General features: G+C 74.4%; 14 protein-coding genes and 1 tRNA gene. 14 read left to right on the forward strand and 1 reads right to left on the reverse strand.

Annotation, left to right across the window (positions count from 1 at the left end; all coding sequences use genetic code 11):
* Nucleotides 1–17: 17 nt before the first annotated feature.
* The 10 genes from AB0F68_RS11310 to AB0F68_RS11355 all read left to right on the forward strand — a co-directional run bounded on the left by AB0F68_RS11310 (nt 18) and on the right by AB0F68_RS11355 (nt 8,716).
* Nucleotides 18–350 carry a PadR family transcriptional regulator gene (locus AB0F68_RS11310; protein WP_357335263.1) on the forward strand — a complete coding sequence of 111 codons (333 nt, stop codon included), beginning with the start codon at nt 18–20 and terminating at the stop codon, nt 348–350.
* Complete coding sequence (locus AB0F68_RS11315) at nt 347–1,342, forward strand: hypothetical protein (RefSeq protein WP_357335265.1); 996 nt, start codon at nt 347–349, stop codon at nt 1,340–1,342. The genes AB0F68_RS11310 and AB0F68_RS11315 overlap by 4 nt, the downstream gene beginning before the upstream one ends.
* Before the next feature lie 244 nt (nt 1,343–1,586).
* Nucleotides 1,587–2,273, forward strand: coding sequence for a dienelactone hydrolase family protein (locus tag AB0F68_RS11320; RefSeq protein WP_357335268.1), 687 nt, complete (start codon nt 1,587–1,589; stop codon nt 2,271–2,273).
* Between the two features lie 19 nt (nt 2,274–2,292).
* Nucleotides 2,293–3,006, forward strand: a complete 714-nt coding sequence (locus tag AB0F68_RS11325) for a uracil-DNA glycosylase (protein WP_357335395.1) — start codon at nt 2,293–2,295, stop codon at nt 3,004–3,006.
* Between the two features lie 20 nt (nt 3,007–3,026).
* On the forward strand, nt 3,027–3,767 hold the full coding sequence (locus AB0F68_RS11330; RefSeq protein ID WP_357335270.1) for a DUF4129 domain-containing protein: 741 nt from the start codon (nt 3,027–3,029) through the stop codon (nt 3,765–3,767).
* Nucleotides 3,764–4,342, forward strand: coding sequence for a hypothetical protein (locus tag AB0F68_RS11335; RefSeq protein WP_357335272.1), 579 nt, complete (start codon nt 3,764–3,766; stop codon nt 4,340–4,342). Before AB0F68_RS11330 ends, AB0F68_RS11335 begins: the two co-directional genes overlap by 4 nt.
* Nucleotides 4,342–5,349 (forward strand): MoxR family ATPase, encoded by a 1,008-nt coding sequence (locus AB0F68_RS11340; protein ID WP_357335275.1) that lies wholly within the window; start codon nt 4,342–4,344, stop codon nt 5,347–5,349. The genes AB0F68_RS11335 and AB0F68_RS11340 overlap by 1 nt, the downstream gene beginning before the upstream one ends.
* Nucleotides 5,349–6,713 carry a DUF58 domain-containing protein gene (locus AB0F68_RS11345; RefSeq protein ID WP_357335277.1) on the forward strand — a complete coding sequence of 455 codons (1,365 nt, stop codon included), beginning with the start codon at nt 5,349–5,351 and terminating at the stop codon, nt 6,711–6,713. Before AB0F68_RS11340 ends, AB0F68_RS11345 begins: the two co-directional genes overlap by 1 nt.
* Nucleotides 6,710–7,282 (forward strand): hypothetical protein, encoded by a 573-nt coding sequence (locus AB0F68_RS11350; RefSeq protein ID WP_357335280.1) that lies wholly within the window; start codon nt 6,710–6,712, stop codon nt 7,280–7,282. The genes AB0F68_RS11345 and AB0F68_RS11350 overlap by 4 nt, the downstream gene beginning before the upstream one ends.
* 102 nt (nt 7,283–7,384) lie before the next feature.
* On the forward strand, nt 7,385–8,716 hold the full coding sequence (locus AB0F68_RS11355) for an NAD(P)/FAD-dependent oxidoreductase (RefSeq protein ID WP_357335282.1): 1,332 nt from the start codon (nt 7,385–7,387) through the stop codon (nt 8,714–8,716).
* A 55-nt stretch (nt 8,717–8,771) separates the two neighbouring features.
* On the opposite strand, the gene AB0F68_RS11360 is transcribed toward AB0F68_RS11355, so the two are convergent.
* Entirely contained in the window at nt 8,772–10,613 is a 1,842-nt protein-coding gene (locus AB0F68_RS11360) for a hypothetical protein (RefSeq protein ID WP_357335284.1), read from the reverse strand.
* 90 nt (nt 10,614–10,703) lie between these two features.
* Here AB0F68_RS11360 and AB0F68_RS11365 point away from each other — a divergent pair.
* The 4 genes from AB0F68_RS11365 to AB0F68_RS11380 all read left to right on the forward strand — a co-directional run bounded on the left by AB0F68_RS11365 (nt 10,704) and on the right by AB0F68_RS11380 (nt 12,960).
* Nucleotides 10,704–10,787, forward strand: a tRNA-Leu gene (locus tag AB0F68_RS11365).
* Between the two features lie 105 nt (nt 10,788–10,892).
* Entirely contained in the window at nt 10,893–11,735 is an 843-nt protein-coding gene (locus AB0F68_RS11370; RefSeq protein WP_357335286.1) for a Bax inhibitor-1/YccA family protein, read from the forward strand.
* Nucleotides 11,736–11,863: 128 nt separating this feature from the next.
* The gene (locus AB0F68_RS11375) at nt 11,864–12,622 is read left to right on the forward strand and encodes a Bax inhibitor-1/YccA family protein (protein WP_357335288.1); all 759 of its coding nucleotides are present in this window, start codon (nt 11,864–11,866) and stop codon (nt 12,620–12,622) included.
* Nucleotides 12,623–12,639: 17 nt separating this feature from the next.
* Nucleotides 12,640–12,960: a hypothetical protein gene (locus AB0F68_RS11380; RefSeq protein ID WP_357335291.1), complete on the forward strand. Its 321-nt coding sequence runs from the start codon at nt 12,640–12,642 to the stop codon at nt 12,958–12,960.
* Nucleotides 12,961–12,962: the final 2 nt, after the last annotated feature.

The raw sequence follows: 12,962 nt of genomic DNA on the forward strand, positions 1-12,962 counted from the left end.
GCACTAGTGTGCGGAGCGTGGATACGACGCAGCTCCTCAAGGGCGTGCTCGACCTCGCCGTTCTCGCCGTGCTCAAGGACGAGGACGGCTACGGTTACGACATTCTCCGCCGGCTGCGCGAGGCCGGCCTGGAGGAGGTCGGCGACGCCTCGGTCTACGGCACGCTGCGCCGGCTCTTCGCCGCCGGCCTGCTGACCACCTACGTGGTGCCGAGCGAGTCCGGCCCGCACCGCAAGTACTACTCACTCAACGTCGCCGGCCGGGACCAGCTCACCCGCTCCGGCAAGACCTGGCGCTCCTTCGCCACCACCATGGACGCACTGCTCGACGATCGGGGGATGGCGGCATGACCGTCACTGGGCAGGAGATCGCGGACTACGTCGAGCGGGTGCGGGCGGCCCTGGCCGACCTGCCGCCCACCGTCCGCGACGAGTTGACCGAGGACCTGCCGGAACACCTCGCCGAGGTGGCCGCCGAGGCCGACGGCGCGCTGGTCGACCGGCTCGGCGCGCCCGAGGCGTACGCGGCCGAGCTGCGGGCCGCCGCCGGCGCCGGGGCGGGAACCGGCTCGGGGCGCCGGGTTCGGCGACTGGCCGCCGCCCAGGCGCGCGCCGGCGCCCAGTTGCGCGCCCTCGACACCCAGCTGGGCCCGCTGCTCGGGCAGTCCTCGGTGAGCGAGTTCCTCCGCCCGCTGCGCCCGGCTTGGTGGCTGCTGCGCGGCTGGCTCGCGGCGCTGGTGATCTCCGTCGTGCTCCAGGAACCGTCCGGGTTGCTCCCGCGGCTCGACGGCAGCGTGCTGGCCGGCCTGTTCCTGCTGGCCGGCACGGTCCTCGCCTCGGTCTGGCTGGGCCGGCGCGCACCCGGCCTCCGGGGCTGGCCGCGGCGGATGCTGCGCCTGGGCACCGCGGCGTTCCTGATCTTCTCCTTCGCGCTGCTGGTCAACGTCGACCAGCACGCCAGCTCCGACCAGTTCGGCAGCTACCAGGAGGTCTCGGTCGGCGACCGGTACGACCGGATCGAGGACGTCTTCGTCTACGACCAGGAGGGGCGGCTGGTCCGCAACGCCCAGCTCTTCGACCAGAACGGCGTGCCGATCCGGCTGGGCTGGCCGACCTGCCTGGACGCGAGCGGCAACATGCCCGCGCCGCGCAACGCCTACCCGTACTGCCCCGACCGGGCGCCCTTCGGGCCGCCGGCCCCGGCCGCGCCGACGCTGACTGCCCCGCCCGTGCCCGGCGCGAGCGCCACCCCCGAGCCGACCGGGAGCGCCGGCCCCGCACCGACCCTGACTCCGTCGGCCGAGCCCGGCACGGGCACGCCGGCGCCGACCCCGACCCGCTGAAGCCGACCCCCGAGGGGCGCCCGCCGACCGGTGGGCGCCCCTCGCCATGTCCAGAGTGGAGGACCAGGCCCGGAGGGCACCGCGTCCGCCGGCTACCTGCGCCGTCCGGTCCGGGGGGCGAACGGGAGGTGAAGGCCACTGTTCTTTCGTCTTCCCCGGGCCGGTGAGCGCGTGGCACGCTACCCGCACGTAACACCCACTGTGCGACCAGCCAACGATGACTGACCGCTAGGAGGACGGGACCATGGGCGAGATGGTGAGCTTCACCGGCAACGGGGGGACGAGCGAGGGGTATCTCGCGATACCCTCCGGCGGTGCGGCCAGCCCGGCGGTCATCGTCATCCAGGACTGGTGGGGCCTGGTGCCCCACGTCCGGGCGGTGGTGGACCGCTTCGCGGAGGCCGGCTTCGTCGCCCTGGCGCCCGACTTCCGGCACGGCGGCCCGGCGAGCAAGCCGAGTGAGCCCCGGCAGATGTTGAACAGCACCCAGATGGACGAGGCGGCGAGCGACATCGCGGCCGCCGCCGAATACCTCGCCAGCCGGCCCGAGGTCGCCGGCAAGGTGGGCTGCGCCGGGTTCTGCGCCGGTGCCAGCCTGGCGCTCTGGTCCGGCACGTTCTCCGAGCGGATCGTCGCCACCGCCGGCTTCTACCCGCGGCTGCCCTGGGATGGCATGCGCACCGACTGGGCCGACTACGCGGGCAAGGCGGCGCTCATCCACTGCTCCGAGGCGGACGGCCTCTCCGCCGCCGACGGGGTGCAGGGCGTACGCCGGGCCATCGAGACGGCCGGCGGCACCTGCCAGACCTACGACTACCCGGGCACCGCGCACGCGTTCTTCAACGAGGACCGGCCGGAGCACTTCGACCAGCGCGCCGCCGCCACCGCCTGGGCCCGCACGCTGGAACTGTTCCGGGCCAAGCTTGGCTGAGCCGCGTACGCCCGCCGAGGTGGTCGCCCGCGCCGCGCGGGCGACCGACCTGGCCGACCTCGACGGCGCCGTGAGCAACTGCTTCGCCTGCCCGCGGCTGGTCGTCTGGCGTGAGGAGGTGGCCCGGGTCAAGCGGGCGGCCTTCCGCGACCAGGACTACTGGGGACGGCCGGTCCCCGGCTTCGGCCCGCCCGACGCGCGGATCGGCATCCTCGGCCTGGCACCCGCCGCGCACGGCGGCAACCGCACCGGCCGGATCTTCACCGGGGACCGCTCCGGTGACGTGCTCTTCGCCGCGCTGCACCGGGCCGGGCTGGCCAACCAGCCGACCAGCGTGTCCGCCGACGACGGCCTCGCCCTGCGGCACACCCGCATCTTCGCCGCCGTGCGCTGCGCGCCGCCGGACAACAAGCCCACCCCGGCCGAGCGGGACACCTGCGCGCCGTGGCTGCACCGCGAGGTCGCGCTGATCCGGCCCACCCTGCGCGTCGTGGTCGCCCTGGGGGCGTTCGCCTGGGCCGCGTGGTGGCCGGTGCTCCGCCACGTGTACGGACAGCGCCCGCCCACGCCGCGCCCGGCCTTCGGCCATGGGGCACACTGGTCCGGCACGTCCGCACCGGCGCTGCTCGGCTGCTACCACGTCAGCCAGCAGAACACCTTCACCGGGCGGCTGACACCAGCGATGTTGGACGACGTGTTCGCCCGGGCGAAGGACCTGGCCGGGGTGGACTGACGAATGCGTGGGGCGGTGGGATGGAGCTCGGCGTGCTGCGCAGATGGTGGCCGGTCGCGGCGGTGATCGTGCTGCTCGCCGTCGGCGCGCTCGCCGCCGGGCACTCCGCGATCGGGGCGAGCCGCATCCCGCCCGCCGCCGACAACATCCCGTACGTGCCGGACTATCCCTCCGCCGAGGCCGCACCCTCGATCACGGTCGAGCCGCGGGAGTTCGGCCCGCCCACGTCGGGCGGCATCCCGGGCTGGCTGGTCACCGTCGCCATCGTGCTGCTCGGCGCTGCCGTGCTGGCCGCCGTCGGGTACGTGCTCTGGACCGTGGTCGGCGGGGCGCTGCGCCGGACCACCCGCGCGGTGCCCGCCCAGCGGGCCCGGCCTACCGCCGAGGGCACCGCCCGCGAGGTGGTGGCCGCGCTGGACGCCGGCCTGGAGGAGTTGGACGACCGGTCGACCGACCCGCGCACCGCGGTGATCGCCTGCTGGGTCCGGCTGGAGGAGGCCGCCGAGGAGGCCGGCGTGCCCCGACGCGCCGGGGACACCCCCACCGACCTGGTCAGCCGGCTGCTGCGCGGCGACCCGGCGGCCGGCGTCCCGGCGATCGCCAGCGCCGACGTGCTGGACGGCTTCGCGCACGTCTACCGCGAGGCCCGGTACGCCACCCACACCGTCGACGAGCGGATGCGCGATCAGGCCCGGGCCGCCCTGCGCCGGCTGCGCGCCGAGCTGACCGCCATGACCCAGGTTCCCGAGGCGACGGCATGAGCACGAGCATCGACGACCTGCTCTCATTCGCCGAGGAGCCCGCCGGCGAGGCGCGGCGGACCGGCGGGCGGGCGCGCTGGGTGCTCCGGACCCTCGCGGTCACCGCCGCGATCGTGGTGGTGGTCGTCGTCGGGCTGCGCGCGGTCGGCCTCCAGGTGTCGCTCTGGATCATCGTGGCGGGCGTGCTCGCCGTGCTCGCCGTCCGCCGGGTCACCGCCGAACTGTCGCCCCCGCCGCCGCCCCGGGCCGGCGGGCGCGCCCCGGCCGGTGAGGAGCCCGGCACCTGGAACTGGTCCGCCCGGGACGCGCTGCGCGCCGCGATCAACGGGTGGGAACGCCCGCTGGACTGGTGCTCCGGCAACCGGGAGCGGTTCACCGAGCGGGTGCTGCCCCGCCTCGGCGAGCTGGCCGACGAGCGGCTGCGCCAGAAGCACGGCGTCACCCGTGAGTCCGATCCGGCCCGCGCCCGCGCCCTGCTGGGCGAGCCGCTGTGGACGTTCCTCGGCACCCCTGCCCGCCGCCCCCCGACGCCGCGCGACCTCGCGGCGATCGTCGCCGAACTGGAGAAGTTGTGATGAACGACGTGGACCGGAGCATGCCCCCCGCCGAGGTCGGCCGGCTGGCCCGGGCGGTGCTGGACGCGGTCGGCACCGTCGTGGTCGGCAAGCGGGAGGCGCTTGAGCTGGTGCTGGCCGGCATCCTGGCCGGCGGCCACGTGCTGCTGGAGGACCTGCCCGGCCTGGGCAAGACGCTCACCGCGCGCTCGTTCGCGCAGGCCCTCGGGCTGGACTTCCGCCGCCTCCAGTTCACGCCGGACCTGCTCCCCGCCGACGTCACCGGCTCCTTCCTCTACGACCAGCGCAGCGGCGACTTCTCGTTCCGGGCCGGACCGGTCTTCACCAACCTGCTGCTCGCCGACGAGATCAACCGGACCCCGCCGAAGACGCAGTCCGCGCTGCTGGAGGCGATGCAGGAGAAGCAGGTCTCGGTCGAAGGCGTCACCTACCGGCTGGACGAGCCGTTCCACGTGCTCGCCACCGCCAACCCGATCGAGTACGAGGGCACCTACCCACTGCCCGAGGCGCAGCTCGACCGGTTCCTGCTCCGGGTCTCGTTCGGCTACCCGAACCACGACGAGGAGTGGGAGGTGCTGCAACGGCGGATCGCCCGCCGCCGCGAGGAGGCCGAGATCAAGCCGGTGGTGGACGCCGGCACCCTGCGCGCCATGCAGGCCGCGCTGGAGGAGGTGGTCGTCGAGGACTCGATCGGCCGCTACATCGTGGCGCTGACCGCGGCCACCCGGGAGCACCCGTCCGCGCTGGTCGGCGCCTCGCCCCGCGGGTCGCTGGCGCTGCTGCTGCTGTCCCGGGTCCGCGCGGTGCTGGCCAACCGCGACTACGTGGTGCCGGAGGACGTCAAGGCGGTGGCGGTGCCCGCGCTGGCGCACCGGATCACCCTGCGGCCGGAGATGTGGCTGCGCCGGGTCGATCCGTCCTTCGTGGTCGGTGAGGTGCTGGAGTCCACGCCCGCCCCGGCCAGCGGCGCGCTGCCCAGCTACGCGGCCGGACCCGCCGGGCGCTGATGACGGACCGTCAGGAACCGGCGAGCGGCTGGGCGCCCACCTGGGCGCTCGGCCGAGCCGTGCTGCTCACCGGCCTGCTGCTGGTCGCGGCGGTGCTGCTCGGCCGGATCGACCTGGTGGTGCTGGCCACCCCGTTCGCGCTGGGCACCGCGTACGCGCTGCGCCGCCGGCCCACCGCGCTGCCTGAGCTGGAGATCGGCGCCGAGGACGCGCACCTGGTCGAGGGCGCGCCGATGGCCGCCACGATCGCCGTGGCCAACCCGGACGCCGTCTCCTACGACGTGGCGGTGGTGCGGACCCGGATGTCGCCCTGGCTGCGGGTGGAGAAGGTCGGCTTCGGCGGGACCGGGGTGGACGTGAGCCGCTCCGGCGGCGCCAACCGGCCCTTCGTCACCTCGGTGCCGTCCGGCTCCGCCGTCGACCTGGAGCTGACCGGAACGGCCCTGCGCTGGGGGCGGCACCCGATCGGCCCGGCCGGCGCCCGGGTCGCCGCCGCGGACGGGCTGCTGGTGTCACGGGCCGTGGTCACCGACCCGGTCCGGACGCGGGTCTACCCGATGACCGAGCCGTTCGAGGCGGTCGAGGCGATGCCCCGGGCCGCGGGGCTGGTCGGCGCGCACCACTCCCGCCGGCCCGGGGAGGGCGGCGAGCTGGCCGGGGTCCGCGTCTTCGCCCCCGGGGACCGGCTGCGCCGGATCGACTGGCGGGTCTCGCTGCGGGCCCGCCAACTGCACGTGGCGGCCACCCTCTCGGACCGGGACGCCGAGGTGGTGGTGCTGCTCGACGTGCTGGCCGAGGCGGGCCGCTCCGGCGGCGTAGGCGGCGCCGCGTCCGTACTGGACACCACCGTCCGCGCGGCCGCCGCGATCGCCGAGCACTACCTGCACCGCGGTGACCGGGTGGCGCTGCTGGAGTACGGTCCGGCCGCCCGCCGGCTGCGCCCGGCCACCGGCCGCCGGCAGTACCTGACCGTGCTGGAGTGGCTGCTCGACGTCAAGGCCGAGTCCTCGCCGCACGAGCCGTACGACCAGGTGTTCGGCCCGCAGCTGCTCTCCTCGGACGCGCTGGTGGTGGTGCTCACCCCGCTGCTCGACGAGCGTTCGGCGCAGATGCTGGCCCGGATGGCCCGGGGCGGGCGGTTCGTGGTCGCCGTGGACACCCTGCCCGCCGAGCTGCTGGTGCCGAAGGACCGGGGCTGGGCCGAGGTGGCGTACCGGCTGTGGCGCCTGGACCGGGACACGATGATCGGCCAGCTCCGCGAGCACGGCGTGCCGGTGGTGCGCTGGGCCGGCGCCGGCAGCCTCGACCAGGTGCTGCGCGACGTGTCCCGCCTGGCCACCGCACCCAAGGCGGGAATGCGATGACTGACCTCGTCGAAGGGATGACCGAGCGGGTCCGGGCGGTCCGGTACGCGGCGGGGCGGATCAGCCCGACGCCGCTGCTGGTGCGGGCCGGGATCTTCTTCACCGTGCTGGTCGGCTTCCTGGTCGCGTACCCCGGGCAGGCCTTCACCCGGCGGTCGCTGCTGGCCCTCACCGTGGCGGCGGTGCTGCCGGCGGTCGGCCCGCGCCGGGTCTGGCCAACCTTCGCCGCGCTGGTGACCGTCGGCGGCTGGCTGCTCGCCACGCTCGGCTTCGACCGGCCGCCGGCGCTGTGGCGGTTGCTCGCCGTCGCCACGCTGCTCTACCTGGCGCACACCCTCTGCGCGCTGGCCGCGCTGCTGCCCTACGACGCGGTGGTCGACCCCGACCTGGTGCTGCGCTGGCTGGCCCGGGCCGGCGGGGTGGTGCTGGCCGGCGCCGTGCTCGGCATCGTGCTGGCCTGGCTCGGTGGGGTCGGCGGGGACGCCGGCTCGCAGGCCGCGACCGTCGCCGGCCTGCTGGTCGCGGTGGGGATCAGCGGGCTCCTGGCCTGGCTCCTACGTCGCAGATAACGGGACGCCGCACACAGTTGCGCAGGTCACAGGGGTTGTGCTCCGTCACAGAACAGGGTCTCGATCGGGATTACCCGAGCCGCCCGGGGAAAGATAGATGACGTGAATCCGAAGCGGATCCTTGTCGTGGGTGCCGGGCACGTGGGCCTGTACGCCGCTCTGCGCCTGTCCAAGAAGCTGAGCTCCCGTGAGGCCGAGGTCATCGTCGTCGACCCGCAGCCGCACATGACCTACCAGCCGTTCCTCCCGGAGGCTTCGGCGGGCAACATCTCCCCGCGGCACGCTGTGGTGCCGCTGCGGCGGGAGTTGCGCAAGTGCAAGGTCGTGGCCGGCACGGTCACCCGGATCGACCACGACCGTAAGACCGCCGTGGTACAGCCGATCAGCGGCCCGACCCGGGAGATCCAGTACGACCACGTGGTGGTCGCCCCCGGCTCGGTCTCCCGCACCCTGCCGATCCCGGGCCTGCACGAACACGGCATCGGGTTCAAGACCATCGGTGAGGCCATCTTCCTGCGCAACCACGTGCTGGACCGGCTCGACGTGGCGGCGGCCACCACCGACCCCGAGGTCCGCAGCCGCGCGCTGACCTTCGTGTTCGTCGGCGGCGGTTACGCCGGCATCGAGGCGCTCGCCGAGATGGAGGACATGGCCCGGGACGCGCTGCGCTACTACCCCGAGCTGAAGCCGGAGGACATGCGCTGGGTGCTGGTCGAGGCCACCCAGCGGGTGCTGCCCGAGGTCGATCGGGACATGGGCGCCTACACGGTGCAGGAGCTGCTCAAGCGGAACATGGACATCCGCCTGGACACCCGGCTGGAGTCCTGCGTCGACGGGGTCGCGAAGCTCTCCGACGGGTCGAGCTTCCCGTCCGACACCATCGTCTGGACGGCCGGCGTCAAGCCGTCCCCGATGCTGGACGCGACCGACTTCCCGCGCGACGATCGCCGCCGGGTCACCTGCCTGCCCACCCTCCAGATCGTGGACGGCGACCGGGTCGTCGAGGGCGCGTGGAGCGCCGGCGACTGCGCCGCGGTGCCGGACCTGACCAAGGAGCCGGGCAACTTCTGCTCGCCCAGCGCGCAGCACGCGGTCCGGCAGGCCGCCCGGATGGCCGACAACATCGCGAACGTGATCCGCGGGCGCGAGCCGGTCAACTACAAGCACAAGCACGCGGGCAGCGTGGCCAGCCTCGGTCTGCACAAGGGTGTGGCGCAGGTCTACGGCGTGAAGATGACCGGCTGGCCGGCCTGGTTCATGCACCGGACCTACCACATGTCGCGGATCCCGTCGTTCAACCGCAAGATCCGGGTCGTGGTCGACTGGACGCTGGCGTTCTTCCTCAAGCGCGAGGTGGTCGCCCTGGGTCAGCTGCACGACCCGCGCGAGGAGTTCGCCGAGGCGTCCGCGCCGCCGGTCGGCGCGCGCGTCTGAGACAAACCGGAAAGGGCCCTTCCCGTACGGGAAGGGCCCTTCGCCGTGTCCGGGGTCAGAACCGCCAGGTCCAGGCGTCGGCGATCCGGGTGCCCGGCCCGAAGAGCTGTTCCAGGGTCCGGCGCAGGGTCTCCGCGTGCGGCGCGTCGTCGGTCAGCGCCACGCAGGAGGCGCCCCAGAACTCGACGTCCCGGGCGGCCTGCCGGCGCTGCCGGTCGCCGACCGCCGGCGCCACGCCCCGCCTGGCGACCTCGGCCAGCAGGGCGGAGGTCGGCCGCTGGTAGGTGCCCATGGTGGCCGAGCCGTTGCGGCCGTACGGGCCGATGAAGAAGCCCTCCGGCATGCCGAAGGCGGCGTCGGCGGCGCTGCCCCAGCGCATCGGCCAGGGGTCCTTCGGGGTGGCCGTGGGCACCGGCACCAGCACCCCGCCGGGGCGTACGCACTCCCGCCAGTGCCCGCCCGTGACGAACTCGGGCAGCGGCGGCCGGTCGGTGGTGGGCAGTGGCGCGGGAAAGACGCTGAGCAGGGCCGCGCCGACCGCGAGGGGGACCAGCCGGCGGGCCCGCCCCCGCTCGCCCAGCGCCCGGTGCACGGCCAGGGTGAGCACCGTCCCGACCAGCGGCAGCACCGCCAGGCCGAACCGGGTGGGCAGCGCGCCGTCCACCACCGGCAACCCGGCCAGCAGGGCGTACGGGCCGGGAACCCCGGTCCGCTCCCCGCCGATCACCACCTCGGGGCCGAGCGAGAGCGCCGCCATGACCAGCGCCCCCGCCAGGCAGGCGATCACCAGGGCGCGCCGGCCGAGCCAGAACGCGCAGCCGACGGCGACCAGCAGCAACGGCCAGCCCAGGAAGGTGTTGAACTCGGCCGGGCCGGTGGTCAGCCGGGCCGCGTCGGTGCCGCCCAGCACGGAGTGCGCGGAGAGCCGGGTCCAGCCGGTCAGGTCGGCGGAGAAGTAGTGCGGGCTGAACATCCCGTCCGAGACGCCCTGCGGCCCGGCGAACTGGTGCCACAGCGGGTACGCCAGCACGAACAGCGCCAGCCCGGCGGCGCACATCAGCCCCCCGGCGAAGCCGGGCAGCGCCCGGCGCAGCAGCGCCGGGTCGGCCATCCCGTAGGCGACGGCCATGACCAGCAGGGTGAGCGCGGTGAGGAAGAGCACCTCCTCGCCGACGAAGACCTGGAGGATGACGGCCGAGGCCAGCCCGAGGGCCGAGGTGGCCAGCCGGCGCCGGTCCGGGCCGTCCCGGCGGCCGGCCGGGTCGGCGGCCCGGAGGAGCCGGACCACCAGCCAGACGATCACCGGGACCAGCCACTGGGCGGTCATGTGCAGGTGGCCGTTGCTCTGCGAGATCATGCCCGGGCCGAAGCCGCAGAGCGCCGCGCCGAGCCCGCCGGCGAGCCGGCGGGCCCGCAGCGTCCGGGTGAACAGCAGGTACCAGGCCAGCGCCGTGCCGGCCAGGTTGGCGGCGGCCAGCAGGGCGAAGGTGACCGGCGCCCCGAGGGCGAGCGTGACCGGCGCGAGCAGCACGCCGACCGCGATGACCGTGGTGTTCGCCATCAGGTTGACCCCGTCCGGCGCGTTCAGCCGGTCGGTGAGCAGGCCGAAGTCGCCGAGCAGGGCGCGCGAGTCGACGGCCAGGAACCATTCGTAGAGGGCCTGGTCGGCCGGGTTGAGCGCGAGCACCCGCTGCCCGGGCGCCGGCCACAGCCCGTGGGTGAGCCAGCCGGCGAGCACGGCGAAGAGCAGCCCGGCCAGCAGGTCCAAGCGGTGCCGGTGGCCGGCGGCCAGCAGCCGGGCCGTGCGGCCCGGGCAAAGCGCCGGGTCGAGGCGGACTGCCTGGTCAGGGTCGGGCCCGGGGGCCGTGCGGGCGGCGCTGGTCACGGCCTCGACCATATCGGCCGGCCCCCGCGGGGTACGCCGGGCCGCGGCGCAGCCGCTACGGTGAAACCTGCACCGCCGCGTGTCGGCGCGCCGGTGTCACCCGCCCGGGTGGTGGAACGGCAGACACGGCCGCCTTAAAAGCGGCTGCCGCAAGGCGTGCGGGTTCGACCCCCGCCCCGGGCACCACACTCTCAGCTTTCCCACAGCTTCGCGCGGCGCACGGCGTTGCCCCCCCGTTTACCCTGGAGAGGCACGTTCACGTGCATCGACCCCCTGAGGGAGGCCTGAGAAGTGAAGACCTCGAACCCGGTGCTCGCCCGGCTCGGCCAGGCGGCTGAGCGGGAGCGGGCGGCCGGGTACGCCCAGCCCGGGCCGTACGGTCAGCCCGGATATCCCCAGCAGTACCAGCCGCACCCGCAGCAGCAGCCGTACCCGACCGGCCACGGCTTCCCGGCGGCCCCGCCCACCGTGACCGCGATGACCCTCGACGACGTGGTCGTCAAGACGGTGCTGATGCTCGGCATCCTCGGCGCCTCGGCCGCCGCGGCCTGGGTGCTCGTGCCGGACGCCCTGACCGGCGTCGCCTGGATCGGCGCCGCGGTGGTGGGTCTCGTCCTCGGCCTGATCATCTCGTTCTCCCGGATGGCCAACCCGGCGCTCGTGGTGGCGTACTCGATCGTCGAGGGCGTCTTCGTCGGCATGGTCAGCAAGACGTTCGACACGTTCTACGACGGCATCGTGCTCCAGGCCGTGGTGGCGACCTTCGGCGTCTTCTTCCTGATGGCGGTGATCTACAAGGCGCGGATCATCCGGGCCACCCCGAAGTTCGCCCGGATCATGGTGGCGATCATCGCGGGTCTCTTCGGCGTCATGCTGATCAACCTGGTGCTCGCGCTCTTCGGCGTCAACACCCACCTCCGCGACGGCAGCCCGCTGGCCATCGGGTTCAGCCTGGTCTGCATCGTGGTCGCCGCGCTGAGCTTCGTGCTCAACTTCGCGGAGATCGAGGAGGGCGTCCGGATGGGGCTCCCGCAGCGCTACTCCTGGACGGCCGCGTTCGGCATCGTGGTCGGCCTGGTCTGGCTCTACCTGGAGATCCTCCGGCTGCTCAGCTACTTCCAGGGCGACGACTGACCGCAGCCCGTCCCATCTGCGACGCCCGCCTGCCGCGCCCGCGGCGGCGGGCGTCGTCGTTTCTCCGTCGCCGCCGGCCGGCCCGGGGCAGAGTGGGAGCCGGGGTACGTCGGCGCGAGGAGGTCGCGGTGCGCAGTGCCAACCCGGTGCTGGACCGGCTGGACGACGTCGGCCGGACCGAGCGTCAGGTGCTCGGCGTGGGGGCCGCGGACGCGATGACGGTGGCCGACGTGGTCAGCCGGACGGTCGGGCTGCTGCTGCTCACCGGCGTCACCGCGGCGGTGGCCTGGGTGGTCGTGCCGCAGGCGGCGTGGATCTCCGCGGCGCTGGCCGGCAGCGCCCTGGCCAGCCTCGCGCTGGTGCTGGTCATCTCCCTGAAGCAGCTCACCAACCCGCCGCTCATCGCCGGGTACGCGGTGCTCCAGGGCCTGCTGCTCGGGGTGGCGAGCCGCGCCTTCGAACTGGTCTACCCGGGCATCGTGGCGCAGGCCGTGGTCGGGACCTTCGGGGTCTTTCTCGGCATGGGGCTGCTCTACCGGGCGCGGCTGATCCGGGCCACCCCGCGGCTGGCCCGGCTGGTCCTCGGCACGCTCATCGGCATCGTGGCCATCGGCCTGGTCAACCTGGTCGCCTACCTGTTCACCGGGCGGCAGGGCGTGGCGGTCTACAGCCTCAGCGGTCGGGTCGGCTGGCTGCCGTACCTCTTCTCGGTGGTGGCGATCATCGCCGGCGCGCTCAGCTTCGTGCTCGACTTCGACCTGGTCGAGCGTTCCGCCCGCAACGGCCTGCCCCGCCGGTACGCCTGGTTCTGCGCCTTCGGCCTGCTGGTCGGGCTGATCTTCCTGTACTGGCAGATCCTCCGCCTGCTCAGCTACGTCCGCCGCTGACCGTAGACTCGGCCGCGATGAGCGCAGCGGAACTGGACCGGGCGGTGGCCCTGCTGGTCAGACAGGTCGGGCACTGGGAGCAGCCGCGCTGGTCGGCGGCGGCCGAGAGCGGCAACGTGTCCCGCGCCGACCTGGTGCACAAGCTGGTCCAGGAGATCGCCAACCTGGCGGCCGACGCCGAGGGGGAGCCGCGCCGCGACGTGCCCCGGCTCCCCAGCGACCTGGCCCTGCCCGACCAGCTCCGGGTGGTCACCGCCGACCTGCTGGCGGCCGGCGCGCCGGAGCCCGTGCTGGCCGGGGCGGCCGCCGCGGTCGCCCGGACCCGTTCCGCGCTGTAGCC

This window comes from Micromonospora sp. NPDC023966, assembly GCF_040639095.1.
Classification (GTDB): Bacteria; Actinomycetota; Actinomycetes; order Mycobacteriales; family Micromonosporaceae; genus Micromonospora.

Bases quoted from the DNA above. Each gene is read 5' to 3' on its own strand.
- AB0F68_RS11380 (WP_357335291.1), top strand. From the start codon at position 12,640: ATGAGCGCAGCGGAACTGGACCGGGCGGTGGCCCTGCTGGTCAGACAG.
- AB0F68_RS11315 (WP_357335265.1), top strand. From the start codon at position 347: ATGACCGTCACTGGGCAGGAGATCGCGGACTACGTCGAGCGGGTGCGG.
- AB0F68_RS11360 (WP_357335284.1), bottom strand. From the start codon at position 10,613: ATGGTCGAGGCCGTGACCAGCGCCGCCCGCACGGCCCCCGGGCCCGAC.
- AB0F68_RS11350 (WP_357335280.1), top strand. From the start codon at position 6,710: ATGACTGACCTCGTCGAAGGGATGACCGAGCGGGTCCGGGCGGTCCGG.
- AB0F68_RS11335 (WP_357335272.1), top strand. From the start codon at position 3,764: ATGAGCACGAGCATCGACGACCTGCTCTCATTCGCCGAGGAGCCCGCC.
- AB0F68_RS11340 (WP_357335275.1), top strand. From the start codon at position 4,342: ATGAACGACGTGGACCGGAGCATGCCCCCCGCCGAGGTCGGCCGGCTG.
- AB0F68_RS11345 (WP_357335277.1), top strand. From the start codon at position 5,349: ATGACGGACCGTCAGGAACCGGCGAGCGGCTGGGCGCCCACCTGGGCG.
- AB0F68_RS11320 (WP_357335268.1), top strand. From the start codon at position 1,587: ATGGGCGAGATGGTGAGCTTCACCGGCAACGGGGGGACGAGCGAGGGG.
- AB0F68_RS11330 (WP_357335270.1), top strand. From the start codon at position 3,027: ATGGAGCTCGGCGTGCTGCGCAGATGGTGGCCGGTCGCGGCGGTGATC.